28 protein-coding genes are annotated in these 25273 nt (G+C 26.9%); 15 read left to right on the top strand and 13 right to left on the bottom strand.

Translation table 11 applies throughout. The features are described from left to right. Positions 1 to 46: 46 nt before the first annotated feature. Positions 47 to 1474, bottom strand: coding sequence for a GGDEF domain-containing protein (locus tag ACZ5CK_RS02355; protein ID WP_464582308.1), 1428 nt, complete (start codon positions 1472 to 1474; stop codon positions 47 to 49). A 1-nt stretch (position 1475) separates the two neighbouring features. Further along, a complete protein-coding gene (locus ACZ5CK_RS02350) occupies positions 1476 to 2723 on the bottom strand; it encodes an amidohydrolase family protein (RefSeq protein WP_464582307.1) in 1248 nt (415 codons plus the stop codon). Positions 2724 to 2878: 155 nt separating this feature from the next. Between ACZ5CK_RS02350 and ACZ5CK_RS02345 the strand changes: the two genes are divergently transcribed. Together ACZ5CK_RS02345 and ACZ5CK_RS02340 are read left to right on the top strand one after the other, a co-directional pair. Then, positions 2879 to 3208, top strand: coding sequence for an ArsR/SmtB family transcription factor (locus ACZ5CK_RS02345; protein ID WP_464582939.1), 330 nt, complete (start codon positions 2879 to 2881; stop codon positions 3206 to 3208). Beyond that, positions 3205 to 4479: an ArsB/NhaD family transporter gene (locus ACZ5CK_RS02340; RefSeq protein WP_464582306.1), complete on the top strand. Its 1275-nt coding sequence runs from the start codon at positions 3205 to 3207 to the stop codon at positions 4477 to 4479. The genes ACZ5CK_RS02345 and ACZ5CK_RS02340 overlap by 4 nt, the downstream gene beginning before the upstream one ends. Before the next feature lie 26 nt (positions 4480 to 4505). Here ACZ5CK_RS02340 and ACZ5CK_RS02335 read toward each other — a convergent pair whose 3' ends face one another. From ACZ5CK_RS02335 to ACZ5CK_RS02325, 3 genes are read right to left on the bottom strand one after another with little or no spacing between them, the layout of a single operon-like run. Continuing rightward, positions 4506 to 5282 carry a metallophosphoesterase family protein gene (locus tag ACZ5CK_RS02335; RefSeq protein WP_464582305.1) on the bottom strand — a complete coding sequence of 259 codons (777 nt, stop codon included), beginning with the start codon at positions 5280 to 5282 and terminating at the stop codon, positions 4506 to 4508. Between the two features lie 4 nt (positions 5283 to 5286). Further along, positions 5287 to 6324, bottom strand: a complete 1038-nt coding sequence (arsB, locus tag ACZ5CK_RS02330) for an ACR3 family arsenite efflux transporter (protein WP_464582304.1) — start codon at positions 6322 to 6324, stop codon at positions 5287 to 5289. A gap of 1 nt (position 6325) precedes the next feature. Continuing rightward, on the bottom strand, positions 6326 to 6688 hold the full coding sequence (locus ACZ5CK_RS02325; RefSeq protein ID WP_464582303.1) for an ArsR/SmtB family transcription factor: 363 nt from the start codon (positions 6686 to 6688) through the stop codon (positions 6326 to 6328). A gap of 305 nt (positions 6689 to 6993) precedes the next feature. Between ACZ5CK_RS02325 and ACZ5CK_RS02320 the strand changes: the two genes are divergently transcribed. Further along, positions 6994 to 7347 carry an SPW repeat domain-containing protein gene (locus ACZ5CK_RS02320; RefSeq protein WP_464582302.1) on the top strand — a complete coding sequence of 118 codons (354 nt, stop codon included), beginning with the start codon at positions 6994 to 6996 and terminating at the stop codon, positions 7345 to 7347. 65 nt (positions 7348 to 7412) lie between these two features. Continuing rightward, positions 7413 to 7709, top strand: a complete 297-nt coding sequence (locus ACZ5CK_RS02315) for an ArsR/SmtB family transcription factor (protein WP_464582301.1) — start codon at positions 7413 to 7415, stop codon at positions 7707 to 7709. Positions 7710 to 7747: 38 nt separating this feature from the next. Here the strand turns inward: ACZ5CK_RS02315 and ACZ5CK_RS02310 are convergent, their stop codons facing one another. The 4 genes from ACZ5CK_RS02310 to ACZ5CK_RS02295 all read right to left on the bottom strand — a co-directional run bounded on the left by ACZ5CK_RS02310 (position 7748) and on the right by ACZ5CK_RS02295 (position 10388). Continuing rightward, complete coding sequence (locus ACZ5CK_RS02310; RefSeq protein ID WP_464582300.1) at positions 7748 to 8167, bottom strand: OsmC family protein; 420 nt, start codon at positions 8165 to 8167, stop codon at positions 7748 to 7750. Next, positions 8167 to 9192 (bottom strand): arsenic resistance protein, encoded by a 1026-nt coding sequence (locus tag ACZ5CK_RS02305; protein ID WP_464582299.1) that lies wholly within the window; start codon positions 9190 to 9192, stop codon positions 8167 to 8169. The genes ACZ5CK_RS02310 and ACZ5CK_RS02305 overlap by 1 nt, the downstream gene beginning before the upstream one ends. 99 nt (positions 9193 to 9291) lie before the next feature. Next, the gene (locus tag ACZ5CK_RS02300) at positions 9292 to 10062 is read right to left on the bottom strand and encodes a sulfite exporter TauE/SafE family protein (protein WP_464582298.1); all 771 of its coding nucleotides are present in this window, start codon (positions 10060 to 10062) and stop codon (positions 9292 to 9294) included. 11 nt (positions 10063 to 10073) lie between these two features. Next, entirely contained in the window at positions 10074 to 10388 is a 315-nt protein-coding gene (locus tag ACZ5CK_RS02295) for an ArsR/SmtB family transcription factor (RefSeq protein ID WP_464582297.1), read from the bottom strand. Between the two features lie 243 nt (positions 10389 to 10631). Between ACZ5CK_RS02295 and ACZ5CK_RS02290 the strand changes: the two genes are divergently transcribed. Beyond that, positions 10632 to 14843: an acyl-CoA dehydratase activase gene (locus ACZ5CK_RS02290; RefSeq protein ID WP_464582296.1), complete on the top strand. Its 4212-nt coding sequence runs from the start codon at positions 10632 to 10634 to the stop codon at positions 14841 to 14843. Positions 14844 to 14864: 21 nt separating this feature from the next. Here the strand turns inward: ACZ5CK_RS02290 and ACZ5CK_RS02285 are convergent, their stop codons facing one another. Together ACZ5CK_RS02285 and ACZ5CK_RS02280 are read right to left on the bottom strand one after the other, a co-directional pair. Next, a complete protein-coding gene (locus ACZ5CK_RS02285) occupies positions 14865 to 15287 on the bottom strand; it encodes a 4Fe-4S dicluster domain-containing protein (protein ID WP_464582295.1) in 423 nt (140 codons plus the stop codon). A gap of 145 nt (positions 15288 to 15432) precedes the next feature. Further along, a complete protein-coding gene (locus ACZ5CK_RS02280) occupies positions 15433 to 16443 on the bottom strand; it encodes a TDT family transporter (RefSeq protein ID WP_464582294.1) in 1011 nt (336 codons plus the stop codon). Positions 16444 to 16759: 316 nt separating this feature from the next. Between ACZ5CK_RS02280 and ACZ5CK_RS02275 the strand changes: the two genes are divergently transcribed. From ACZ5CK_RS02275 to gcvH, 7 genes are all read left to right on the top strand, one after another. Continuing rightward, entirely contained in the window at positions 16760 to 16999 is a 240-nt protein-coding gene (locus tag ACZ5CK_RS02275) for a sulfurtransferase TusA family protein (protein WP_129409765.1), read from the top strand. 23 nt (positions 17000 to 17022) lie between these two features. Next, positions 17023 to 18015, top strand: a complete 993-nt coding sequence (gene tsuA / locus ACZ5CK_RS02270) for a thiosulfate transporter TsuA (RefSeq protein WP_464582293.1) — start codon at positions 17023 to 17025, stop codon at positions 18013 to 18015. A 12-nt stretch (positions 18016 to 18027) separates the two neighbouring features. Continuing rightward, a complete protein-coding gene (locus tag ACZ5CK_RS02265) occupies positions 18028 to 18381 on the top strand; it encodes a DsrE/DsrF/TusD sulfur relay family protein (RefSeq protein ID WP_464582292.1) in 354 nt (117 codons plus the stop codon). An 11-nt stretch (positions 18382 to 18392) separates the two neighbouring features. Next, a complete protein-coding gene (locus ACZ5CK_RS02260) occupies positions 18393 to 18749 on the top strand; it encodes an intracellular sulfur oxidation protein (protein ID WP_464582291.1) in 357 nt (118 codons plus the stop codon). Positions 18750 to 18758: 9 nt separating this feature from the next. Beyond that, positions 18759 to 19028, top strand: a complete 270-nt coding sequence (gene tusB / locus ACZ5CK_RS02255; protein WP_464582290.1) for a sulfurtransferase complex subunit TusB — start codon at positions 18759 to 18761, stop codon at positions 19026 to 19028. A gap of 116 nt (positions 19029 to 19144) precedes the next feature. Further along, positions 19145 to 20497, top strand: coding sequence for a dihydrolipoyl dehydrogenase (gene lpdA, locus ACZ5CK_RS02250; protein ID WP_464582289.1), 1353 nt, complete (start codon positions 19145 to 19147; stop codon positions 20495 to 20497). Between the two features lie 39 nt (positions 20498 to 20536). After that, on the top strand, positions 20537 to 20896 hold the full coding sequence (gcvH, locus tag ACZ5CK_RS02245) for a glycine cleavage system protein GcvH (RefSeq protein WP_464582288.1): 360 nt from the start codon (positions 20537 to 20539) through the stop codon (positions 20894 to 20896). A gap of 20 nt (positions 20897 to 20916) precedes the next feature. Here the strand turns inward: gcvH and ACZ5CK_RS02240 are convergent, their stop codons facing one another. Both ACZ5CK_RS02240 and ACZ5CK_RS02235 read right to left on the bottom strand, forming a co-directional pair. Beyond that, positions 20917 to 21507 (bottom strand): sulfurtransferase TusA family protein, encoded by a 591-nt coding sequence (locus ACZ5CK_RS02240; protein WP_464582287.1) that lies wholly within the window; start codon positions 21505 to 21507, stop codon positions 20917 to 20919. Between the two features lie 13 nt (positions 21508 to 21520). Continuing rightward, a complete protein-coding gene (locus ACZ5CK_RS02235) occupies positions 21521 to 21778 on the bottom strand; it encodes an ArsR/SmtB family transcription factor (protein WP_464582286.1) in 258 nt (85 codons plus the stop codon). 263 nt (positions 21779 to 22041) lie between these two features. Between ACZ5CK_RS02235 and ACZ5CK_RS02230 the strand changes: the two genes are divergently transcribed. Genes ACZ5CK_RS02230 through ACZ5CK_RS02220 form a run of 3 tightly spaced genes read left to right on the top strand, consistent with a single transcriptional unit; the run spans position 22042 to position 25273 of the window. Further along, positions 22042 to 22359: a hypothetical protein gene (locus ACZ5CK_RS02230; RefSeq protein ID WP_464582285.1), complete on the top strand. Its 318-nt coding sequence runs from the start codon at positions 22042 to 22044 to the stop codon at positions 22357 to 22359. A gap of 6 nt (positions 22360 to 22365) precedes the next feature. Continuing rightward, positions 22366 to 23424 carry a V-type ATPase subunit gene (locus tag ACZ5CK_RS02225; RefSeq protein WP_464582284.1) on the top strand — a complete coding sequence of 353 codons (1059 nt, stop codon included), beginning with the start codon at positions 22366 to 22368 and terminating at the stop codon, positions 23422 to 23424. Then, entirely contained in the window at positions 23417 to 25273 is a 1857-nt protein-coding gene (locus ACZ5CK_RS02220; RefSeq protein WP_464582283.1) for a V-type ATP synthase subunit I, read from the top strand. The genes ACZ5CK_RS02225 and ACZ5CK_RS02220 overlap by 8 nt, the downstream gene beginning before the upstream one ends.

The following is a 25273-nucleotide window of genomic DNA, read 5'->3' as shown; positions in this document are numbered from 1 at the left end:
TTAAAAAATGCATCGAAAATCTGATGCATTTTTAATTACAATATATTTAATTATTATTTCCATTCTTCAACTTTTTCATTTCATACATTTTTTCATCGGCTTTTTTTAATGCGTTAATATAATCCTCACCATTAAACTCAGATAATCCATATGATATATCAACATCAAAATCAAAACTATTATCTTTTAATTTTTCATTTATTATTTTCATCTTTTTTTGTATATCATTAATAGAAGCATCTGGAAACACAAGAAGGAATTCATCACCACCAAATCTAACTCCTATATCCATACTCCTTATATTTTCCAAAAAACGAATTGAGATAAATTTTAACACCTCATCTCCTACAATATGTCCATATGTATCGTTAATATATTTAAATTTATTTATATCTATCATCACTAAAATAGATTTTTTATTCTTTCTTTTAAGATATTCAGCATGTTTTAAAATCCACTCATTAAAATAATATCTGGAATATAATTGAGTTAATGCATCTTTTGTAGCAAGTTCTTTAAAATGATTTTTTCCCTTGTTATATTTTTCAAGAATATATTGATATTTTATAACGAAATCAATATGTGATGCCAGAGATTCTAGTATCTTTTTATCTCTTTCAGAATAGGCATCTCTACCTTTTCTCCCAAAAGCAAATAGCCCATGAACTTTATTTTCTAAATAATAAGGAAAAATATACATTGTTAATTCGCTAAGATCTTCATCAAATTCATATGAATAAATAGTACTCTTATAACCATCTTTTGAAAAAGCAAAAACATCTGGAACATATAAATTTTTTAAATTCTTATCAAAAAAATACCATATCAAAGTTTTATCTGATCTATATAATTTCTTTTCTGTTTTTTTATTCTCATAATAAATAGTTGCTTTTACACTCTTTCCATCTTCCAAAATAGTATTATATGAAAATACATCTATTAATTTCACTTTTCTTAAATAATTAAATATACTTTCCATAGTTCCATTTAAATTAAAAGTTTTTGTATATGTTAAATTCCGAATATTATCTAATACTTCTATGCTACGTTGCATTTCTTCTAATTCTTTATCTTTATTTGAAAGTTCTGTTATATCTTTAAAAACTTCAAGAACAAAATTTTTATCAAAAATGTTTATTTTTGATGATGATACATAATAAGTTTTTCCTTTTATTTTTCTCATATTGTTTTGAAAAAAACCTTCTTTTTCTTTAGAAAGAATTTGGAGTATTTGCACTTTTTCTTCTTTACTAAAAAGATCCAGGTATTCACTTACTTTATTAATCTTTTTCCCAATAATTTTTTCTGCTCCTGGACTTAAATAATAAATATCCTCTATGTTATGGATAGCTATAATAAATGGCAACTTATCAAGAATTGAAAAAAAATTCTTGATTTCTTTTTTTAATTTATTTCTTGTATTTAAATAAAGATATGCAAAAATTGATATAGCAATAATAAAAATATATAACATTTTATCCTCCCATATCAGGAATTGTTAATTTTTCAAATGGATTTTCATTGAATATAAGATACTTATTTTCTCTATTAAAATTGTCTATAAACTCTGGAAAATATGTCATATTATATATTATATACTTTAAGGGTATTCCGTGATTATTTAATATTTTTGCGTCTCTAAACCAATCTGGTATTTCTACTGGAGCATCCGATGAAAAAAACATTGGAATTTTTTCATCAAATAATTTCTTGAATCTATATGTTAAACCACTTCTCTTTCCCAATCTATTTTTTAATATCTTTTTATCTGATTCTATGAATTGTGGTTGCATATCTAATATCAATTTATATTTTTTAATCTTTTCTATTTGATCATCATGTAAAATTGATGCATGTATAATTCTATGATAATGCTCTGGTTTTGTTTTTTCAAATACATTTAAAATTACATCTATAGCACCATCTCCTATTGCGTGCATACATAAATGAAGATTGTTATTCTCACAAAGTTCTAATACTTTTTTTAATTCATCTTCTTTCCAAACTAAATATCCTTTATCTTCACCATCATTATATTTTTCTCGCAAATATGCTGTCTTTCCTCCAAAAGACCCATCAACATATATTTTTACTGCTTTAAAAGTATTAAAATATCCTTCATTACAATAATCGATTAATTCATTATAATTATTAATAGCAACTTTTTCAAAAACCATTAATTCATCATCAAAAGGTAAATCTTCTTTGCTTATACCATGTAAATCATCAGAATGAATAAATCCATATCCTTTATTTAACAGATATTTTTTTGCTTTTAAATATGCTCCTTTTACATTAGAATAAAAACCATATATTTCATGAAATTTTTCTAATGCTTTCTCTTTAATCATTTTTTTCTTAAAATCTATATAATTATTATCAATTTCCTTTGCAAGTCTATTCAAAATAACTGAATTTACAATTGCTATATGTCCACATCTTCTTATAAGTATTATAGGTATATTTTCAGAATATTTATCCAAATCTATATCTAATTCACTCCAGCCTCTTAAAACAACTTTTTTTGAATTATTTTTTAATTTATCTATTATTATTTTCTCTATATCTTCTTTTTTTAAACCTTCAATATCAGGATTTAATAACTTTTCACCAAAACCTAAAATATGCATATGTGTATCTGTTATTAGAGGGGTAACAAACTTATTTAAATTGTATTTAGTGTTTTTATATAGGAATTTTCCATCTTTTGTTAAATAATACATCTTTTCACCTCTTTTATTATTAATATATTATTCATTTAATTATAATATTATACAATTTTATTATACCATATATTGTAATACTTTTTTCTCACTATTTAAAATTTTTTGAAAGGAAATTATTATATTAGAAGAATATTATATAACTTGTTCTTTATATAAAAAAATTTTTATATAAGCGGGGTGATATTATCTCTGAAAAAGACATTGAAAAATTAGCTAATGTATTTTCAGTATTAGGGTCTCCTGTCCGGATCAAAATTTTATCTTTATTATTGGAAAGACCTTATTGTGTAAATCATATATCAAAAGCTTTGAACATTTCTCAACCATTAGCTTCTCAACATTTAAAATCATTAAAAGAAAAGGGATTTGTAGTTTGCGAAAGAGATGCACAAAGAATTAGATATAAAATCTCTTCTGAAGAATTTAAAAAATTTCTCAAAAAATTAATTTATGAAATTAAAAAACTAGAGGTGATTAAATGACAACAAATGCTATTCTTGTATTAATAATAGTTGCTTCAGCTTATCTTTATATTATTTTTGGAAAGAAAAACAAACCTGTTGTAGTTTTTAGTCTTGCATTATTAATCTCAGCACTAAGATTGGTTGAAGGCTTGGATACAGAAAATTTCAGTCATGTTGTCGATGTTGATACACTTGGACTTTTAACTGGTATGATGATGATAGTTGCTTTTTTAAGTAAATCTGGTTTTTTTGAATTTTTTTCAATAAAAATAATAAAGTTTGGTGGAAAAAGATTTTTTCTAACAGTAACAATGTTAATGATTATAGTCGCTTTAACATCTGCTTTCTTAGATAATGTTGTTACTATCTTAGTTATGGCACCAATGATTTTCTTAATAGCAGACATGCTTGAAATAAGCCCTATTCCATTAATAATGCTTACAATATTAATGGATAATATTGGCGGTGCTGCTACTTTAATTGGCAGTCCGTTAAATCTTGTTATAGGTTCTATTAGTGGATATTCTTTTAATGATTTTATAGTAAAAATGGGGCCAGTATCCATATTAGCTTTTATAGGAGTATTGATATATTTTAAAAAACATCTGAAAATTGATGAAAAAGCTTTACTAAATATCGAAAAATTGAAGAATATGGATGAAAACAAAGCTATTACTGATAAAAAAATGATGATTTATTCTTTAATAGATTTTGTTATAGTTATCATTTTATTTATTTTACATTCCACGCTTCATGTGGAATTAGCAGTGGTTGCATTATTAGGAGGTTCTATTCTCGTATTTAAATTTGCTCATGGATATGAAGATATCGCTAAAGATATTGATTGGGATATGTTGTTTTTCTTTGCTGGTTTATACATGACATCTTACGCATTAGAGGAAGTTGGTTTCACTGAGAAAATAGCTCATATGTTTATACCTTTAGAAGGAATGCCACTTCTACTTATAGGAGTATTTTACTTAATAGCTATTATTACAATTCCAATTTTAAATAACGTACCTTCTGCATTAATTTTAGCACCTGTAATTAAAATACTGGTTGGACAGGGAATAACTCCTGTATTATGGTGGGCTTTTGCTGTAGGAGCTAATTTTGCCACAAGTTTAACACCATTGGGTGCAGTTCAAAATATTGTAGCAGTAAATTATCTTGAAAAAAATCTGGGAAGAAAATTTGGGTTTATGGAATATATGAGATGGAAGATAGTTCCTGTAACTATATCATTAATTATTGGTTTATTATATGTTGGATACTTATTATATGTATAAAAACAGCTCGGACAACCGAGCTATTTTTATATTTTAAATCCTATATCATTTTTTTTAGTATTTTTCGCTTTTCCCATATTGAAAGTTTCACCTAAAGCTAATACTGTTGCTAACTCTACAGGTAGTCCTACTTTTATAATTTTTTCAACAGTAGTTTTTACATCATATTTTACCTTGACAAATTCATAATTATATACACCTTTTTCAATATTTAATATTAAATATGTTGCTAATGGTTCACCATCTTTTGTTCTACCGACACTCCCGGGATTTAGTATAGTTTTTCCATGTAAATGTTTTGCCATCATTAAATGTGTATGTCCATTAATTATTATATCTACATTTACATTATCTGTTAATTCCTTTAATCTTTCTGGGGTTATATTAGGCTTTATATATTCTAATAAATGATTTAGTGGGCTACCATGTACCAATAATATTTTTACTCCTTCTATTTCAATTTCTTTTTTCACTGGCAATGACTTTAAGAATTCTTTATTTTCTTTACTTGTATTTTTTATTGTCCAATTTATTGATTCATCTCCAACTTCCGTTTCTCTTCCCGGATTATATGCACAACCGCAACTTTCTTTTTCATATCCAATAGCGTCGTCATAATTTCCCATAATACTTTCAATATTCATTTGTCTTATAATTTCAACTACTTCATTAGGATTCGGTCCATAACCTACTAAATCACCTAAACAATAAATTTTTTCAATATTTCTTTTTTTAATATCATCCATTACTGCATTTAATGCCTCTAAATTACTATGAATATCAGAAATAAAAGCTATTTTCATTCTATCACTCCCATACAAATTTATCTCTTGTTTTATTGGCAATATTTACCAATGTAAGCATCACAGGCACTTCTACTAAAACTCCAACAACAGTAGCTAAAACAGCTCCAGATTCCAACCCAAACAATGATATAGCCACTGCTACAGCTAATTCAAAAAAATTGCTTGCACCAATCATTGATGCAGGGGCAGCTACTCTATAAGGTAGTTTCCATTTGTATGACCAAAGATATCCAATTGAAAAAATGAAAAATGTTTGTATTATTAATGGTACAGCAATTAATAATATATGCAAATAATTATTTAAAATAACTTCTCCCTGGAATGAAAATAAAATTATTAAAGTCAACAATAATCCTATAGTTGATACTACAGAAAATTCTTTTAAAAATATATTATTAAACCATTCAATACCTTTTTTATTTATAACATATCTTCTAGTAATTATTGCAGCTATTAAAGGAAATAATACGAATATTATAACAGAAAATAATAATGTGTCAAATGGGACATCTACATTTCCAACTTTTAATAAAAATGATACTATTGGAGCAAATGCAAATAAAATTACTAAATCATTTATAGCAACCTGAACAAGAGTATATGCAGGATCGCCATCACTTAAATAACTCCAAACAAATACCATTGCAGTACAAGGAGCTGCTCCTAATAATACTGCTCCTGCAATATATTCGCTAGCAAGTTCTGGAGTTATAAATGCAGCAAATATATATTTAAAAAATATCCATACAAAAAAATACATAGTAAATGGTTTTATAATCCAATTTACTATTAAAGTAACAATTAATCCTTTTGGATTTTTTCCAACATATTTTAAACTGGAAAAATCAATTTTCAACATCATGGGAAAAATCATTAACCATATTAATATTGCTACAGGTATAGAAACACTAGCATATTCCCATATACTTAATGTTTGAGGAAATACGGGGATAAATTTGCCTATCAAAACTCCTAAAACGATACAAATAGCAACCCATATGCTTAGATACTTTTCAAATACGTTCATCTTTTTCTCCATGTTATACCTCCCTTGAATTCAAGTTTATTTGGCATCTTCCAGGTGAATTTTTATATTCTCTTAATTTTATTAAATCAGATTTGAACGGTTCTAATTCCTGTATTTCTTTCATTATTTCAATCATAAAAGAATGTTTATTAAAAACTTCTTCATTTATCTTATAATATGTCCAATATGAACTTTTTCTGCTTGTAGCCAAATCAAGTAGCATTATTTTTTTTAAATGCTTTGAAATATTTGGTTGAGATAATCCTAAAACCTCTTCTAAATCACAATTACAATGTTCTCCTTGAAAAAGTATATTTAATATTCTTAACCTCGTTTCATCAGAAAAAAGCTTTATCATTTCAACAAATTTATTCATATTATCACCTCCATATAACTATATGATTATTTGGTTATATAATTATAACATATAGCATAAAAAAATAACAGGCCTATACGTTACACAAACATTAAAAAATAATTAAGTTTCGAATGTATAGTTAAAATGCTTTATTTATAGGTATTACAACCTATGTAATTTTTTCTATATTAGTTGACTTTTATATTTTTTTAGAATATAATATTATTAGATGGTTATATCAGCAGTTGTTCATATGTAGTTATGTATATATCATTATATGCTAGTGTATTAAAATTTTAAAAAATTTTTAGGAGGTGTTATGTATGACATGGAAAGGTTGGACAGTATTGATTTTTGCAGTTTGGTTAATTATCGCAGCATTTATTCCTGGTATTGTTAGTTCATCTGGAGGAAATTTAGCAAACTTCTTAATTGCTGGTATTGTATTTGTAGCAGCAGGTATTCCCATGTTAAAGAATGCTAAAACAGCAGCATGGATTATACTAATCTCAGGCATATGGTTAATTATTGCAGCATTTATTCCTGGAATAACTGGTTCAAAAGCAGGAGCAATGACAAATTATTTGATATTTGGTATTTTAACAGCAATATTCGCTTTCTTTGATAAAAAATCTTCTACTGAAGTTTTCTTTGATCAAAATAACAACAACAATTAATTAAGGATTTATAAACCCTGTACTCCAAAGTACAGGGTTTATAATTTCTGAATGGAGGTGGAACGTTGAATATTTCATACGATAACTATAGATTTAATGACATTGCTACTATTTTTTCTATATTTTCTGATGTTACAAGATTGCGCATTTTAACTGTTTTATTATCCGGAGCAAAAAATGTTAAAACAATATGCGATACATTAGGTTTAAAACAATCAACATGTTCTCATCAATTAAAAATATTAAAGCAAGCTAATATTATAAAATCCGAACGACGGGGACAACATATTTTTTATTTTATTAATAATAAATATATTAAAAAAATTTTTGATTTTGGTTATCTGCTTACTGAAAAATTATAAAAATACCATCCTAAAACAGGATGGTATTTTTAACAGAACTATTTTGAGAATTCTATTTTTCCAATTATCTCTACCGTATCTTTTAAAGTATTATAAGTTGTGCTACTTTTTTCAATTTTTGCTTTTATTGTTTCTAAATTATATCCTTCAAGATTCCCATCTACTTTAATATAATACTCAATCTTAACCAACTTAGGCATTTCTGGATCTCTATAACCTTTTAATTCCATATCAATATCTGAATATTTTATACCTTCATCTAATAAAAATCTTTGTAAGTTTATCATTACACACGATCCTAATGCTGCTATTACCATTTCTACAGGTGTATGAGCATTTTTATGTTTCCTGTCTGGATTTACTGATATTTTGGTTTCTAAATCTCTGGCAATATGTAACGCAACAGATTCTTCAGGTAAAAACTTTGTTCTTAATTTAAATTCTTGCAAAAACTCCATCATTCTTCCTCCTTTATCAAATTTGATTTATGTTTTTTATTTTCAAAATAACGCCATATAATTTTTTCCATATGAATATATACTACAAGTAAAATTATTTGAAAAATAGGTAATACTGCTGCTGGAATTGCTACTAATGGTCCAAATGCCATAGTTGCTAAAGCTACAGCTGTACCGTTATTTTTTCCCGTACTTAGAAAAACTATTCCCATATGTTCTTTATAACTTAATCCAGATTTTTTATTAATAAATGTTTCTAATAACAATGCCAAAATTATATATACCAATGTGATTATTCCTAATTGAATCAAAATTACCCATTTTGAGAGTAGCATATTACCTTTTAAAAAGAAGATAAAAAAAATCACACCCAACATAGAAAAAAGAGTTATTAATCCTGTTAATGGCTTTATATTCTTCAAACCTTTTTTCCCTTTAGATTTTATTATTATAATTCTAGTTATATAACCAAGAATCATAGGTAATACAACTACAATTAAAATCGATTTTAAAATTGAATTCATAGGCACATGAACATTGCTTCCTCTTGCAATAAAATGAAGATACAAAGGAGTTAGTATTGGTATAAGTAAAAAGTTAAATGCTTGGGCTATCATAGCAACTTCCACACTACCTTTAACTATTCCAGTATATCCAACACTTGAAGAGCTAACAGGAATCATCATTACTAACATAAAACCAAGTGCTAATTCAGAATTATGAATAAACAATTTTGCCAAAAAATATGCTATAATTGGCGTCATTATATAATTATAAAAAATACTTAATAATACAGCTTTTGGCTCTTTAACAACTCTTTTTACCTCTCCCCAATCCATATTTATCATCATTGGATATATCATAAAAAATACAAACAATACTATTAAGTTAGAATATATTCCCTTATGTAAAGATGCATATGATGAAAATTTTATTCCAAGCATCCATCCAGTAGCTATTGCTAATAGTGAATACAACACTAAAAACCTCTTTATATTAGATGCTAATTTTTTAATAATTTCCATTTTTTCACCTCCGTTTATATATAATATGTTTTTATTATTTCTTTTTGGTTAAACATGCAAATTAATTCTATAAAATATAGTGACATTTCTGTCACTATATCAAATAAATATTTTTATTATCATCCACACAGCAGCAAACAAAATGACATATACAAATATTTTCTTAAGGTTTTCTGTCTTTACTTTTGTTGAAAAATGTGAACCAATCAATGATCCCAACGCTGCAAATGTTGCCATAGTTATATTAAACTTCCAATCAATTCCTACGCTCAAGCCTCTTCCAATAAATCCCGTTGTTGCAGAAAATAAAACCATCATAGAATTGGTAGCAAAAGCCAAACGCATAGGCATGTTACCAATTATAATAAGCAATGGAACAATTAATCCACCACCTGAAATACCAACCATTCCAGCTATAAATCCAATAATAAATACTGTTGGAATCACAATAATAAGTGGAATATCATATTCGTGGTCACAACATTTTCTCTTTAAAACAGGTCCAAATTTTATATTCAGATTCTTCTTTTTTCTTGAAATAAAAAATGCTGATAATAATAATAGCGATGAAAATATAATTTTTAATAATACTACACTAATTTTTGCAGATATAAATCCTCCCAAGAAAGAACCACTTGCCACAGATAAAATCATTATTGTACCTGTATACCAATCTATTAACGCCTTTTTATTATATACTAACATCATAATTAAACCAGATACCATTAAAATAAACAAAGAAGCTGATGCCGCTTGTTGATAAGATATGCCATATGCTAAAAAAATTGGTACAAAGAATTCTCCACCACCTTTTCCAAGCATGGATAAAACAATAGTTATAAAAAATAAAACAATTCCAAGCACAATCATTACTTCATCTCCTATTCATTGATATGTTCTTCACCAACTTCAATTAAATCTTTAATATGAGAATCGTCTAATGAGTAACGAATAAATTTACCTTCTCTTTTTGCTTTTACTACTTTATATTGTCTTAAAATCTTCAATTGATGCGAACATGTAGATTGATTTAAACCAACTATTTGACAAATTTTTTTGACACATTTTTCACCATCTAATAATGCGTGTAAGATTTTTAGTCTTGTGGGGTCTGCAAATATAGAAAAAAATTCTGCCATATCATAATAATAATCATGACCATGCTTTAATTCCGTCATTTCTGCCTTTTTAGACATAATTACACCTCCAATATAATCAATTCACATATGAAAAATTGTTTATATGTGCATAATATTATTATACAATAAAATTTATTTTTTGTCAATTAATAAACTTATTAATTTAATAGATATGTGTATTAAAAATTAAAAATTAATATTTTTTTCATTTTTTATTATTAATATATGCATAAATCTTCATATTTGCATTCTATAATTTGTACAAATCCGCAACAAATTCCAGAAAGTGGAGGGTATAATATGTTAAAACTTGGAATTGATATTGGTTCATCTACAGCAAAAATGGCATTATTAAATGAAGATAATACCCTATTGTTTAAAAAATATATAAGGCATAATGGTAAAATAAAAGAATCTTTATATGGTTTATTAAACACTCTAAAAGAAAAAATAGGAAATAAAAAAATAAAATTTTCAATTACTGGAACAGCCGGAATGGGTGTTGCTAACAGAAATGATTTTGAATTTATTCAAGAAGTGATAGCCATTTCAAAAGCAATAAAAACTTTTTATAATAATGTACACACTTTAATAGAGCTTGGCGGTGAAGATGCAAAAATAATATTATTTGATGAAGGAAAAACACCTGAAATGAGGATGAATGGAAGTTGTGCTGGAGGGACAGGATCTTTTATAGATCAAATGGCTACATTATTAAATATAACTCCGAAAGAATTAAACGAACTTTCAAAAAAAGCAACTAAAAAATTATATATAGCTTCAAGATGTGGGGTTTTTGCAAAAACTGATGTTCAGGCTTTATTAAACAGAGGAGAAAGTAAGGAAGATATCGCTAAATCTATATTTATTGCTGTTGCAAATCAAACAATAACAACATTACTTGCTGGTGCTTCAGTAAAAGGGAAAATACTTTTTGCTGGAGGCCCTCTTACATTTTTATCAGAATTAAGAAAAACTTTTCAAGAAACATTGAATCTTCCTGAAGACGAATACATTCTTCCTGATAATTCCGAAGTACTTGTAGCAATTGGTGCAGCGCTTTATTCTGAAAATTTAAATAAAGATTATACAATAGAAGAAATTTTAAATCGTTTAAATAACGAGAAAAACGAGAATAAAACTATCCGTGTGTTAGAACCATTATTCAAAAATGAAGAAGAGTATATAGAATTCAAGAAAAGACATGAGAAAATGAATTTGAATTTTTTATCTGAAAATGAAAAATTGAATTCCAAAGAATTGTATATTGGTATAGATGCTGGTTCTACTACAACTAAATTGATCATGATAAACGAAAATAACGATATTATTGATACATTTTATAAAAACAATATGGGAAAACCACTTGAAATTGCAATAGAAGGATTGAAGAAGTTTAGCAAATATATACATAATAAAAATTTAAAAGCAGTTTATGCTACTGGATACGGAGAAGAATTCATAACAAAAGCTTTAAACCTTGATGGCGGGATAGTAGAAACAATGGCTCATTTTACTGCTGGAAAACTGTTTGAGAAAAATTTAAGTTTCATCGTTGATATCGGAGGACAGGATATAAAATCCATAAAAATCGATAATGGTATAATTTCTGATATTCAACTAAATGAAGCATGTTCTTCAGGAACAGGATCTTTTATAGAAACATTTGCAAAAAATTTAAATATGAATATTGATGAATTTGTAAAAAAAGCTATTCATGCCAAAAATCCTGTAGATCTTGGAACAAGATGTTCCGTATTCATGAATAGTAAAGTCAAAGAAGCTCTAAAAGATGGTGTAGATATCGGAGATATTGCTGCAGGATTAGCTTATTCAGTTGTAAAAAATGCATTATATAAAGTTATAAAAGTTAAAAATATTGAAGAACTCGGAGAAAATATATTTGTTCAAGGTGGTACATTTAAAAATGATGCAGTTTTAAGAGCATTTGAAAAAATAACTGGAAAAAATGTATATAGATTAAATATTTCAGAATATATGGGAGCTCTTGGTGCAGCATTATATGCAAAAAAATTCTATAATTCCCAAACTGATTATGAAACCAAATTCGATATCGATTCTATAGACAATATTTCTTACGAAAAAAAGTTTTTACGATGCAATGGTTGTGGAAATAAATGTTACATAACAAAATTCATTTTTGATAATAATAATATTTTTTATACAGGTAATAAATGTGAAAAATATTTTTCTAATAAAGTTTCAAAAGCAAAAGCAAATGTCCTTAACTTTTTTACTGAAAAGGAAAAAATGTTATTTGAGATGGATGAAAATCAAAAATTTGATAGTTCTAAACCTGTCATAGGTATTCCTAGAATGCTTTCAATGTATGAACATTTTCAATTTTTCTATAATTTATTCAAGGAATTAGGTTTTAAAGTTGTATTATCTGATAGATCAAATCCACCTATGTATTATAAGGGACTTAAAACCGTATCTGCTGATAATATATGTTTCCCTGCAAAAATTTCGAATGGGCATGTTATCAATCTTATCGATAAAAAAGTTGATAGAATTTTTATTCCAACTATAATATTTGAAAATCAAGAAGGTGAAGATTCAAAAAATGCATATAATTGTCCTATTGTTACTGGATATGGCGAAGTATTAAAAAGAAATATAAATACAGATATCCCTATAGATACCATTGCCCTGGGTTTTAGATATGAAAAAGGATTGAAAAAGAATTTATTCGATTATTTAAATAAAATCGGAAATATAAATAAAAAAGATTTTGAAAGAGCATTTGAAATTGCTAAAAATAAAGAAAGAATGCTAAAAAATAATTTAAGAAATCTTGCGAAAAAGATTATAGATCAAGCTAAAAAAGAAGATAAAATATTAGTGGTATTGCTTGGAAGGCCCTATCATATGGATCCTATGGTAAATACTGGTATTATGAATCTAATATATGAATTAGGTGCATATGGAATAACAGAAGATTCGATCCCTGATTTATATAAAATGGATTTAAAAGGTATTTTACCTCTTACACAATGGTCTTACCATAATAGATTATATTTAGCTGCGAAATGGGTTGCGAAAAATGATTATAAGAAGATTACAGCAATTCAATTGAATTCATTTGGTTGCGGTCCAGATGCTGTTGTAGTTGATGAGGTAAAAGCTATCGTTGAATCTGGAGGAAAGATTTTTACAGCTTTAAAAATCGATGAAATGTCTAATCTAGGTGCAGCTAAAATTAGACTAAGATCGACTTTTGAGGCTTTAAATCAAAACTCAAATATCAATTTGATTAAAGAAAGAAAATATACCAAACCATATAGTGAAGAAGATAAGAAAAAAACTATATTAGTACCTAAATTTTCATCTTTTTACTCAAAATTATATGAAGCTGTAATGTATAATTTAGGCTATAAAATTAAAACAATTGAAAATCAGAGTAAAGATTCTATTGAAGAAGGCTTAAAATACGTAAACAATGATATGTGTTATCCCGCAGTTGTTGTTATTGGTGATATTATAAAAACTCTTAAAAGTGATGATGTTGATCCTAATAATGCTGTCGTAGCATTATCACAAACTGGCGGTCAATGTAGGGCTTCAAATTATGTTCCATTACTAAAAAAAGCTTTAATAGATGCAGGATTTGAGAATACCCCTGTTATTGCACTTGGTACAGATGCGTCTATGGAAGGAATCAAGATTAATCCTCTAAAATTATTAAAATATAGTGTAATAGCTTTTGCAGCTGGAGATTCATTACTAAGATTAAAACTTGCTACAAGACCTTATGAAAAAAATTCAGGTGAAACACTTAAAGTTTTTAATGACTTAGTTGACTATTTTAGAAATGAAATGATGAGAAAAAAACCATCAACAAAAATGCTTAAAAATTTTCTAAAAAAAGCTGTTTATGAATTTAATAAAATAGAAGTTACTATGCCAAAGGAAAGAAAAAGAATAGGAATAGTTGGAGAAATATACATGAAAACTAATTGTTTTTCAAATAATTACCTTGTAAGAAAACTTGAGAATGAAGGGTATGAAGTTATAATGCCAACATTCTTAAAATTTTTAGAATACGATTTTTATAGTAAAAAATTCAACAAATATGAAAATGTTGATAAAAACAATAAACAATATTTAACAAAATTAGTAATTAAAAAAACAATAGATTATTATAGAAACATTGTAGAAAAAGAATTATCCCAGTTCAAAAGATACGTTCCAGACACTCCTTTAGAAGAATCTATTAAAAATAGACGAAATTTATTACCTCTTTCAATACAATTTGGTGAAGGTTGGCTTTTAGCAAATGAAATCGGTGAAATGGCATATAATAATATTAAAAATATCATTTCTGTTCAACCATTTGGTTGTATTTCAAATCATATAATTGCTAAAGGTATTTACAGATTATTAAAAGAAAAATTTGACGTTAACCTTCTTTTATTAGATTACGAATCAGGCACAAGTGAGGTAAATATAGAAAACAGATTAAAATTATTTATTGACAATATTAATTAAATAAGGCGCTTTAAAAGCGCCTTATTTGTTAAATTTAGATTCAGTTTCTTCATCATCTAAAGGATTATTACAATTAATCAGTGGAGCAATTTTTTCAAAAGATTTTTTCACAACATTATTTTTAGCTACTAATTTTTTCATTTCTGAAACATCAGGAAAAGATATTGCACTTGTTGGACAAAGATTTGCACAGGTTTGACATCCCACCATGCAATTATATGGTTGAGCTACTACTGGTTTTGATAGTTTATCATCCCAGTCAAATACTCTTCTTCCACAGGTTACAAAACACAATCCACAACCAGCACACTTATCATGATTAATTGTTGGATACCAATTTATTTCTTTTCTATCCATTCCCCACCAGGGTATTTTTGTTAAATCTTTCACTTCTCTACCTAAAGCATCTTTGCCAATTGTTGGCATATTATTTGGTGTTGACATACTTTCACCTCCATTAATGAAATTTTTCTCAATTAAATACTAAAACTTTAATGTTTATTTCAAATTTCATTCGTTATACAATTTGGTTACATATACAAGCAAAAAATTAAAAACAATGGTGCTATAAAATATAGCACCATTTTGATTATTGCTTTTTTCTAAATACAAAAATAGTTAAATTAATAAAGGTAATTAACCATATAACAGCTAATAAGAAATACATCCCAAGTCCTATATAATCGATAAGCTTTATTTTGAAAAACATGGAAATATTATGTGTTGATGCTACATATGCTCCAAGAGGGAATATAAATGCAAACCATGACAATGTAAAAGGTATTTTCATTCTTTTGATATAATGAAGTGTAAGAGATATAGCCATAATTAACCACCATATCCCAAATCCCCAAAATATAAAGCTAAAAATCAAAAATGGCTCTTTCACAGTGATAAACGGTGAGAATTTTACAAGATTCATTAATGCAATTGTTCCTGCTCCAATAGGTCCTAAATTAACCCATACCGTTGGAGACATAACATTTGGTAATGGATGATGTAAAATAAATCTATACATTGAGATTGCTGATAATATAATAAATAGGAAGAATCCTGCACCCAATCCAAAATAATTTAATAATATAATAAATTCTCTAAGTATTCCTGTATACATATTCATAAATACACTACCAGAAACTGGTATAACTATTAAAGCAACTGGTGGAATAAACCAGGCAGGACTTATATGATCCAATTGAACATGAGATTCCTTAAACATTACATATGGTGTTAATACACTAAAGAAAATGGTCAATAAAGTTCCTATAATCCAATAAATGAAAGAAGCTTTCATATTATGAAACAACACCTGATATGTTGAAGAAATAACTATCATCGCTGCTCCTATTGTTACATAAAAATTAGATAAGATAGGATGATATAAATCCTTTATGGCTTCCTTTGTATGCATAAACCATCTTAATGTCCATGGAATTAAAAATAAATAAAATAAGATCAAATTAAAATAAAACAATACATAAGAAAAGCCTTTTAAAAAAGGTATATATGATGAATACAAAAAACTTGACAAAGCAAAAATACCTGTTCCCATAATACCTGCAAACCACGATGGCGCAAAACCTTTAATCCTCTCTTCCATAATCTACCTCCTTCTTGCGTTTTTGTACAAAAATCATTGTAATATTTTTAGTTTTAAATTTCTTTACTTTGTTATATTTTTTATATTACCAAACTCGATAATTTCCTAATATAAAAAAATTATATTTGATTTTTCACTTACTAATAATAGTTTAAAATTTTTATCTTTTTGTCTTTACCAAATCTTAATTTATTTGAAAATTATATTTAATTTTTTTCTTTTATAATACAGTTGTAAGTGAAAATAATCACTATAAATGTCGGGAAAGTTTTTGGTTATAAGTGAATAAAATCACAATTATTAAGGAGGGATTATTATGGGTAAATATGAAGTTACTAAAAGTATTGATGTAAGGGGAGAAGTTTGTCCAGTTCCAGATGTTGAAGCTAAAAGAGCTGTTAAAAAAATGAAACCTGGAGAAATTTTAGAGGTATGGATTGATTATCCAATGTCAAAAGAAAGAATTCCAGAAGGTATGAAAAAAATGGGTCATGAAGTTTTAGAAATTGAAGAAGTGGGAAATAGTGAATGGAAAATTTATATCAAAGTAAAATAAAAAAATAATGCGAGGTGAATATCATGGCTTTGACAGGTATTATTTTTGGAGCGCTTTTTGGTATTATTTTACAAAGAGGAAGAATATGTTTTAACTCAGCTTTTAGAGATGTTATGCTCTTTAAAGATAATTACTTAATGAAATTTGCTGCTTTGGTTATCGCTTTACAAACATTAACCTTTTTATTATTTGCACAATTTGGATGGATTACATTAAATCCGAAACCTTTAAATTGGGTAGGTAACATTATTGGTGGTTATATATTCGGTTTAGGTATGGTTCTAGCTGGAGGTTGTGCTTCTGGTGTCACATATAGATCAGGTGAAGGTATGACAACTGCGTGGTTTGCTGCAATATTTTATGGTTTAACGGGTTATGCTACAAAAGCTGGAGCTTTAAAACCATGGTTAAATTGGATATCAAAATTTAATGTGAAAGTAGATTATTCAACCCCAATTTATTCATCCAAAGCTGGACCAACATTACCTAGTGTTTTACATCTTAATCCATGGATTGTAGGTATATTGTTTGCAGCCCTATTATTATGGTATACATTTGGCACCAAAACAACGGAGAGACATTCAAAAATGGGTATGAAAACTGCTGCTGTATTATTGGCTATTTTAGCTCCTATTGCATGGATGGCAAGTGCTGCCTCAGGTAGAAATTATGGTTTTGGTATTACTGGTGGTTGGATAAGTTTATTTAAAGGATTTCTTGCTGGAACTCCAGTAAACTGGGAAGGATGGGGAATTGTTGGCATCATCATTGGAGCTATGATTTCTGCTAAAATATCTGGTGAATTTAAATTAAGAATGCCTAAAAATCCTGTAACTTACTTACAGGTAATGATCGGTGGTGCTTTAATGGGTTTAGGTGCAGTTACAGCTGGCGGATGTAATATAGGTCATTTCTTTACAGGTGTTCCACAAATGGCTATAGGATCTATTTTAGCTTCAATATTCTTTGTTTTAGGAAATTGGACCATGGCATGGCTCTTGTATGGAAGAGATTAAGGAGGTAATACAATGAAAATTGCAATTCAAGTTATGGTGCAACCATATACTTATCAGGATATAGATACTGCAGCAAAATTAGCTCATGCTGCTTTAGATAAAGGTCATGAAGTTACTATATTTTTGTTCTGCGATTCTGCAATTGCTTCAAATAAACAAATTAAACCTGTTAGATCAGATAGAAAAATTCCAGATCTTTTAAAAGAAGTTATAAATAGAGGCGGAAAAGTAGAGATATGTGGTATATGTATGGATTACAGAGGAATCACAACTGATATGATAGTTGAGGGATCTAATCCAAGTGGATTACCAGAACTCGCTGCATTAATATACGAGAGCGATAGATTCATTAGCTTAATGGCGTGAGGTGATATAAAATGGAAAAAAAAGTTTTATTTGTTGTTTATCAATCTCCAGTAGGTTCAATTTGGGTAAATGAAGGGTTTAGAACTGCATTTGGAATGTATGGAGAAGATATTGAACCAGCAGTTTTATTAATGGAAGGAGCTTCTGTAGCTTTATCAAAAAATACTTCTCCAGAATCCCTTGGATTATTACCAATAAGAATTGTTCAAAGATTCATAAAACGTTATGAAACTCCAGTATATGGGATAAAAGAAGATATAGAGAAATATAGAGTTAAAAATATTGACGAAAATTTTAATGCTGAAATTATTAACAAAGACTCATTATCTGACTTTTTCCATCAATTTGATTATGTTATTTTCATGTGAGGTGAAAACATGGCTTTAATATTAGTAAAATTTGGTATAGATCATCCTATTGAAAAATTAAAAATAAAAAACGCAAAAGAAGACGACTCTATTGTATTTATACAAGATGGTGTTTATTGGAATTTTGAAAACTTATCTGAATTAACAAAAGGAAAAACTTATTTAATAAAAGCAGACTTTTTAGCAAGAGGATATACCGAAGAAGATGCAAATGCTAATTTAATAGATTATCATGAATTTATTGATTTAGTTGAAAAAGAACCTAAATTTATCGGTTAAAACAAATAGAAGGGGAGATTTCTCCCCTCCTTTTTAATCATTTAACTTTTTTGTAAAATAAAATTTCTGTCTAAACGATAAAATATTCGCGACAATAATGCAAAGGGGTGGATTAAATGTATGATGTAATCGTAATCGGTGGTGGACCTGGCGGATATGTTGCTGCAATTAGATTGGCTCAATTAGGGAAAAAAGTTGCTATTATAGAAAAAGAACATTTAGGTGGTACCTGTACAAATAAAGGGTGCATTCCAACAAAAGCTCTTTTAACTGCTGCACATTTATATACGGATATTATTTCTAAATCAAAAAAATTAGGTGTAAAAGTAGATAATGTTTCATATGAACTTTCTGGAATTATGAAACATATGAATAAATCAGTTACAATGTCAAGAAAAGGCATAGAATATTTAATGAAGAAAAACAATATAGATGTATTTAAAGGAACTGGAGAAATAATAGATAAAAAACACGTAAAAGTGAATGATGAAATCATTGAAAGTGAATATTTAATTTTAGCCCATGGTTCTATTCCTTCAATGTTCCCACCTTTTAATGACGTAGAAGGTATATGGACAAGTGATGATGTATTTAAAATGACAGAATTACCAGATAGTATTGTTATTATTGGTGGTGGAGTTATAGGAGTCGAATTTGCAACATTCTTTGCTTCATTAGGGAAAAAAGTTCATGTTGTAGAATTAGCTGATCATATTCTACCTTTTGAAGATGAAGATGTTGCTCAAGAAGTTAAAAAGTCATTAATTAAAAAAGGTGTAAAAGTATATGAAAAAACAAAAGTAAAAGATGTTAAAAAGGATGAAAATTATATTGTAGTAGCTGAATCAGAAAATGGAGAAATAGAATTAATTGCTGACAGAGTATTATTAGCTGTTGGAAGAAGACCAAATATTCCGGAAGATGTTAAAAAATTAAGTGTAACAATTGAAAGAGGAGTAGTTACTGATAATACAATGAAAACAAATATTGATAACATATATGCTATAGGAGATATCAGAGCAAAAATTATGTTAGCTCATGTAGCAATGTTTGAAGGGATTGTTGCTGCACATAATATAGCTGGAGAAAAAATGGAAATGGATTATTCAGCAGTTCCATCTATTATTTTCTCTTCTCCAGAAATTGCTTCAACAGGATTAAAAGAAAAAGATTTAGATCCAGATAAGATAATAATAGGAAAATTCCCTGTTTCAGCTAATGGAAGAGCTAGAACAATGGAAGAAAGAGATGGATTTGCAAAGGTTATAGCGGATAAGGAAACAAAAAAGGTATTAGGTTTTGCAGTTGTTTCACCTTCTGCTACAGATATGATTATGGAAGGTGTTTTAGCTGTTAAACACGGATTAACCGTTGAAGAAATTGCCAATTCTATACATCCACATCCTACTTTAACAGAAACGATTCTTGGGGCATTTGAAGATGCTGAAGGAATGGCTTTACATATATAAATACAAAAATTTTAAATGATTAAAAAAAGGAGGAATAATATGAAAAAATTTGCTAAAACTCATGAATGGGTATTATTAGAAGATAATATTGCTTATATTGGTATTTCGGAACATGCTGCTGAAGAATTAGGAGATGTCACATTTGTTGAATTACCAGAAGTAGGAAAAGAAGTAAAAAAAGGTGATGTATTATGTACATTAGAATCTGTAAAGTCAGCGAGTGATGTATATGCACCAATAAGTGGAAAAATTGTAGAAGTTAATTCTACATTAGATAGCAACCCTGAAGTAATAAATGATTCACCTGAAAAAGATGGTTGGATTGTAAAAATAGAAGTTTCTAATAAAGAAGAAGTCAATGAATTATTATCAGAAGAAGAATATAAAAATTCATTATAATTTCTAAAATCAGGAGAAGTTTAGGTTCTCCTGATTTTTTTGGCCCTTTTTATATATAATTTTGTTTCACCAGGGATTTCATTTATTTTTCCTAATAATATATGCCCTTCTTTTGCTATAGAAATAGGAATTCTTTCAGCTGAAAGTGGATAATCCACTATCACTAAAAGCACTTGCTCTTTTTTCATATTTTTTAATACTTTTCTTGTTTGTATATCAGGAACAGGACAAATTTCACCCCTCATATCAAGAATCATATCTGGTTCTATATTTAAAGAGTTTTGATCTAATAAACATCTCCCCATATTTGTGCAATCTATAACTTTATTTCCTTTTATTTCAGAAATAAATTCTATTGCATTCTCTATTATATGAAATATTTTAGTTGAAGAGAAATCAAAATATTCTATTCCATTTTTCCTTTCCGATTTTAAAACTCCAAGTTTTTTCATATGAAGCAAATGCCTATATATTGTAGATATATCATAATTTAATTTTTCGGCAATTTCAGAAGCTGTTAGGTAATTATCAAAAATTGCGATTAGAATTTCCATTCTTGTTTGATTTGAAAGTACTTTAAAAAGATCCTGTAATGATATGTTTTTTCGCATTATTTCACCTTCTTTATAATTTTTCTGCCTGTTTTATTAATTCCATTACTTTTCTTGAAGATATGGAAAGAATTTTTGAAGTACCTTGCCTTTCTTCTACTATTATTCCAACTTTTTTTAACATACTGATGTGTCTTGAAAGAGTACTTACATCAAGTGGAAATTCTTTTTGCAATTCGCATAAACAAACATTTTTATTTTTAGTTATTTTTTTCACTATTTCAACTCTCCATTTACACCCTAAGGCTTTAAAAATTTTATATGCTTCCATTTTATTACCTCCATTTATTTTCTATATATTATACCATTTTTATATAAAAAAGAATTAAATGCAAAGATTAATTTTATATATACATAAGATTCTGTATATGCTTAAATATCAACTTGTAATAATTAGCAAATATTAAATTTTACTGATTTTAGCTATTAAATACATTTAATCAATTCTTAACAGTTTTAATCAGTAAAAATACTCATTTTTTTAGTGGATTCTTAAAAATCAAAAGAGTATAATGGTTATTAGGAGGTGGTAAAATGGACTTATCCCCTAATGAAATATTAAATAAAATAGTAAGTGCCGAAATTGAAACGAATAAAAAATTAAAAAAAGCAGAAGACGATCTAAAAAAGGAATTAAAAGAAAAAATATTATTTCTGGAAAAGAAAAAAGAAGAAGATATTAATCGAATAGATGAAGAATGTAAAAATATTATACAAAATGCACAAAATACAGCTAAAAAAATTATGGAAGAATCCGAAAAAGAAATTTTATCTTTACAGAAAAATTTTGAAGATTATGATAAAAAAATAGATGATATTGCTTTTTCTGTTGTAAAAAAAATAATTTCATAAACGGGGATGATTAAATTGAAATTTCCAGCATTAATGGCTAAAATAAAAGCTTTAAATTCCAAAATACTTAATGATAACGATTTTCAAAATTTAATAAATACCGATACCGTAACTGAAATTGCAGAATATTTAAAAAATAACACACATTATAAAAAATCATTTGAAGGATTTGATATTGAAAAACTTCATAGAAGAGATATAGAAATATTATTGAGAAAAGCTATGTTAGAGGATATGTATAATATATATTTCTTCCTTCCAATAGAAGGACAAAAATTTTTTAGACTAATGGAAAAACGATTTGAAATTGAGAATATAAAATTTATTTTAAGATCACTTCATTCAAACCATCCAGAATATATTACAAAAGAAAAACTCTTTCCTTTAAATCATAAAACTGTTGACGAAAATACTCTTGTATCTATAAATTCTTTTGAAGATGCTCTCAACGTGTTCAAAAATACTATTTATGAACCTATTATAAATTCCGTTTATCAAAATTATGCCAAAACTAAAAAAATTCAATATTTACTAAATGCTTTTGATTTCTGGTATTTTACTAAAATGAAATCTTTTTTAAGTACAATGCCTGAATTTGGAAAAAACTTAAAAAAACTATTTTACATACAAATGGATTTAGCAAATATACAATGGATTTACAGAGCTAAAATTTTATTCAAGCTTTCTACTGAAGAAGTTTTAAATTTTTTGATGCCTATTTCTTTTAACTTATCTCAAGATGAATTAAAAAACATGGCCTCTTCTGATAGTACAGATGATTTCATAAATAAAATTTCCATTTGTTCATACGGTCAATATTTTCGCAATATTGATAAAAATATATTCCCATACGTAATAGAAAGAACCTGTGAGAAAATAATTTTAAAAAATGCGAAAACTTTATTAAGCAGAACACAAAATGGATTTGATGTAATGAGTGGATACTTATATGTAAGAGAATATGAGTACAAAGATCTGATTACATTAATTGAAGGAAAACGATATGAAATACCTGATGAAAAAATTAAAAGTTTTTTAATTCTGGCAGGTGAGAATAATGCATGAAAAATTAAAACCATTTACTATAATTTCAAATAAATATGAATTAGAAGAAATTTCAAAAAAAATATTGGATTCACAAGAAGTCGAAATAATACCTCTCGAAAAAATTATAAAACAAGAATTATTGAAAGATTTAAAAGTTCAAAAAGATAACGCTTATAAGGAAATATATGATAACTTTATGAAAATATTCAATTATGCAGATAAATCCCCTGAACCTAAAACAAATAAAATAAAATTCCCTTTAATAATTGATAAAGATGAAATTTTAAGCTTCTCAAAGAAATTAAATGATGAAATGGAAAAAACATTTTTTAAAATAGAAGAACTCAAAGATAAAAGGAAGAAATTAGAAACAGAAATAGAACTATTTGAAAGGCTTAGACATATAAATATAAAGATTGAAAGATTCAGAAAAATGAGAAAATTAAAGTACAAAGTTGGGAAGATTAGCACTATGTATTATGAGAGATTTGTTCAAAGTTTGAATGATAAAAACGCATTATCTATAAATTTTGCAAAAGATGAGAACTTTGATTGGATAATTATTATTTACGATTCTAATATTGATATTGAAAAAGTATTATCTGTTGCTAATTTTATGGAATACCATATTTCAGAAAATTATTCTGGAACACCTAAAGAAATATTGTGGGAATTATATGATAGATACCGCTCATTAAAATACGAAATCGAAATGTTAAACATGTCCTTAAAAAAATTATTTTTCGAAAATAGAAGACATATATATAAATACTTCGATTATATATTTGTTTTAAAAAATATTTATGATTTAACTCATTCACTTAAATTTACAGAAAATTTCTTTTTAATTTCCGGATGGGCTACTGAAAAAACTTATCAGGATTTATTTAATTATTCAAAATCAAATGATTATATCTTATTTCTGGATTATTCTTTTAACGAGAAAGCACCAACATTATTAAAAAACAATGGATTCTTTAAACATTTTGAATTTGTTGTAAAGATGTTTGGAACACCATCAAGCGACGAAATTGATCCGACACCTATAATTTCCATTCTATTCCTATTATTTTACGGAATGATGTTTGGAGATATTGGTCATGGTTTAATACTAACTTTATTTGGTTTTTGGGTATACAAAAAGAAAAAATCAGATCTATTTTATGTTATAGGATCAGCCGGAATATTTTCTATGATATTTGGTGGATTATATGGAAGCTTTTTTGGATTTGAAGATATTATTAAGCCATTATGGAAGCGTCCTATGGATAATATAAATTTCTTTTTAATGTTGTCAATTTACTTTGGGATTACAATATTAACCTTAGCAATGATTTTAAATATAATAAATAAAATAAAAAATAGAAAAAATAAAGAATTAATTTTTGATCCAAACGGATTTGCTGGTATTTCATTATACTGGATTTTATTGGGCTCTATATTTTATATGATAAAAAATGGTAATTTCCCTAAAATTAGTTACTTTTTCATTATAGGATTAATTATTGTTATATATCTTAAGAGTATTATATTTGAAGAAGGAAAATTAGGAGAAAAGTTAGTACAGGGTTTTTTTGAACTTTTTGAAGTTTTATTAGGGTATTTAAGTAACACTTTATCATTTATCAGATTAGGTGCTTTTGCTTTAAATCATGCAGGATTATTTCTTGCATTTTATATGATGTCTCAAATGACACATAATTCAATTTTATCTTTTATTATTCTGTTATTCGGGAATATTTTAATCATTGTATTAGAAGGCTTAGTTGTTTTCATACAAACTTTAAGGCTTGAATATTATGAATTTTTCACAAGGTTTTTTAATGGTAATGGTAGAGAATTTAAACCTATAAAATACAAATTTTAA

This window comes from Marinitoga okinawensis (assembly GCF_055387075.1).
The sequence above is the reverse complement of the archived record's forward strand: the minus strand, read 5'-3'. Positions and strand labels throughout refer to the sequence as shown.

What these genes read in the sequence shown, in the direction of transcription:
- ACZ5CK_RS02305 (WP_464582299.1), bottom strand. Translation starts at nt 9,192, where the DNA reads ATGGAAATTATTAAAAAATTAGCATCTAATATAAAGAGGTTTTTAGTG.
- ACZ5CK_RS02285 (WP_464582295.1), bottom strand. Translation starts at nt 15,287, where the DNA reads ATGTCAACACCAAATAATATGCCAACAATTGGCAAAGATGCTTTAGGT.
- ACZ5CK_RS02320 (WP_464582302.1), top strand. Translation starts at nt 6,994, where the DNA reads ATGACATGGAAAGGTTGGACAGTATTGATTTTTGCAGTTTGGTTAATT.
- ACZ5CK_RS02295 (WP_464582297.1), bottom strand. Translation starts at nt 10,388, where the DNA reads ATGTCTAAAAAGGCAGAAATGACGGAATTAAAGCATGGTCATGATTAT.
- ACZ5CK_RS02220 (WP_464582283.1), top strand. Translation starts at nt 23,417, where the DNA reads ATGCATGAAAAATTAAAACCATTTACTATAATTTCAAATAAATATGAA.
- ACZ5CK_RS02290 (WP_464582296.1), top strand. Translation starts at nt 10,632, where the DNA reads ATGTTAAAACTTGGAATTGATATTGGTTCATCTACAGCAAAAATGGCA.
- tsuA (WP_464582293.1), top strand. Translation starts at nt 17,023, where the DNA reads ATGGCTTTGACAGGTATTATTTTTGGAGCGCTTTTTGGTATTATTTTA.
- ACZ5CK_RS02280 (WP_464582294.1), bottom strand. Translation starts at nt 16,443, where the DNA reads ATGGAAGAGAGGATTAAAGGTTTTGCGCCATCGTGGTTTGCAGGTATT.
- ACZ5CK_RS02310 (WP_464582300.1), bottom strand. Translation starts at nt 8,167, where the DNA reads ATGGAGTTTTTGCAAGAATTTAAATTAAGAACAAAGTTTTTACCTGAA.
- ACZ5CK_RS02340 (WP_464582306.1), top strand. Translation starts at nt 3,205, where the DNA reads ATGACAACAAATGCTATTCTTGTATTAATAATAGTTGCTTCAGCTTAT.
- lpdA (WP_464582289.1), top strand. Translation starts at nt 19,145, where the DNA reads ATGTATGATGTAATCGTAATCGGTGGTGGACCTGGCGGATATGTTGCT.
- ACZ5CK_RS02335 (WP_464582305.1), bottom strand. Translation starts at nt 5,282, where the DNA reads ATGAAAATAGCTTTTATTTCTGATATTCATAGTAATTTAGAGGCATTA.
- ACZ5CK_RS02325 (WP_464582303.1), bottom strand. Translation starts at nt 6,688, where the DNA reads ATGAATAAATTTGTTGAAATGATAAAGCTTTTTTCTGATGAAACGAGG.
- ACZ5CK_RS02240 (WP_464582287.1), bottom strand. Translation starts at nt 21,507, where the DNA reads ATGCGAAAAAACATATCATTACAGGATCTTTTTAAAGTACTTTCAAAT.
- ACZ5CK_RS02265 (WP_464582292.1), top strand. Translation starts at nt 18,028, where the DNA reads ATGAAAATTGCAATTCAAGTTATGGTGCAACCATATACTTATCAGGAT.
- ACZ5CK_RS02355 (WP_464582308.1), bottom strand. Translation starts at nt 1,474, where the DNA reads ATGTTATATATTTTTATTATTGCTATATCAATTTTTGCATATCTTTAT.
- ACZ5CK_RS02350 (WP_464582307.1), bottom strand. Translation starts at nt 2,723, where the DNA reads ATGTATTATTTAACAAAAGATGGAAAATTCCTATATAAAAACACTAAA.
- ACZ5CK_RS02225 (WP_464582284.1), top strand. Translation starts at nt 22,366, where the DNA reads ATGATTAAATTGAAATTTCCAGCATTAATGGCTAAAATAAAAGCTTTA.
- ACZ5CK_RS02275 (WP_129409765.1), top strand. Translation starts at nt 16,760, where the DNA reads ATGGGTAAATATGAAGTTACTAAAAGTATTGATGTAAGGGGAGAAGTT.
- ACZ5CK_RS02300 (WP_464582298.1), bottom strand. Translation starts at nt 10,062, where the DNA reads ATGATTGTGCTTGGAATTGTTTTATTTTTTATAACTATTGTTTTATCC.
- arsB (WP_464582304.1), bottom strand. Translation starts at nt 6,324, where the DNA reads ATGGAGAAAAAGATGAACGTATTTGAAAAGTATCTAAGCATATGGGTT.
- ACZ5CK_RS02235 (WP_464582286.1), bottom strand. Translation starts at nt 21,778, where the DNA reads ATGGAAGCATATAAAATTTTTAAAGCCTTAGGGTGTAAATGGAGAGTT.
- tusB (WP_464582290.1), top strand. Translation starts at nt 18,759, where the DNA reads ATGGCTTTAATATTAGTAAAATTTGGTATAGATCATCCTATTGAAAAA.
- gcvH (WP_464582288.1), top strand. Translation starts at nt 20,537, where the DNA reads ATGAAAAAATTTGCTAAAACTCATGAATGGGTATTATTAGAAGATAAT.
- ACZ5CK_RS02260 (WP_464582291.1), top strand. Translation starts at nt 18,393, where the DNA reads ATGGAAAAAAAAGTTTTATTTGTTGTTTATCAATCTCCAGTAGGTTCA.
- ACZ5CK_RS02230 (WP_464582285.1), top strand. Translation starts at nt 22,042, where the DNA reads ATGGACTTATCCCCTAATGAAATATTAAATAAAATAGTAAGTGCCGAA.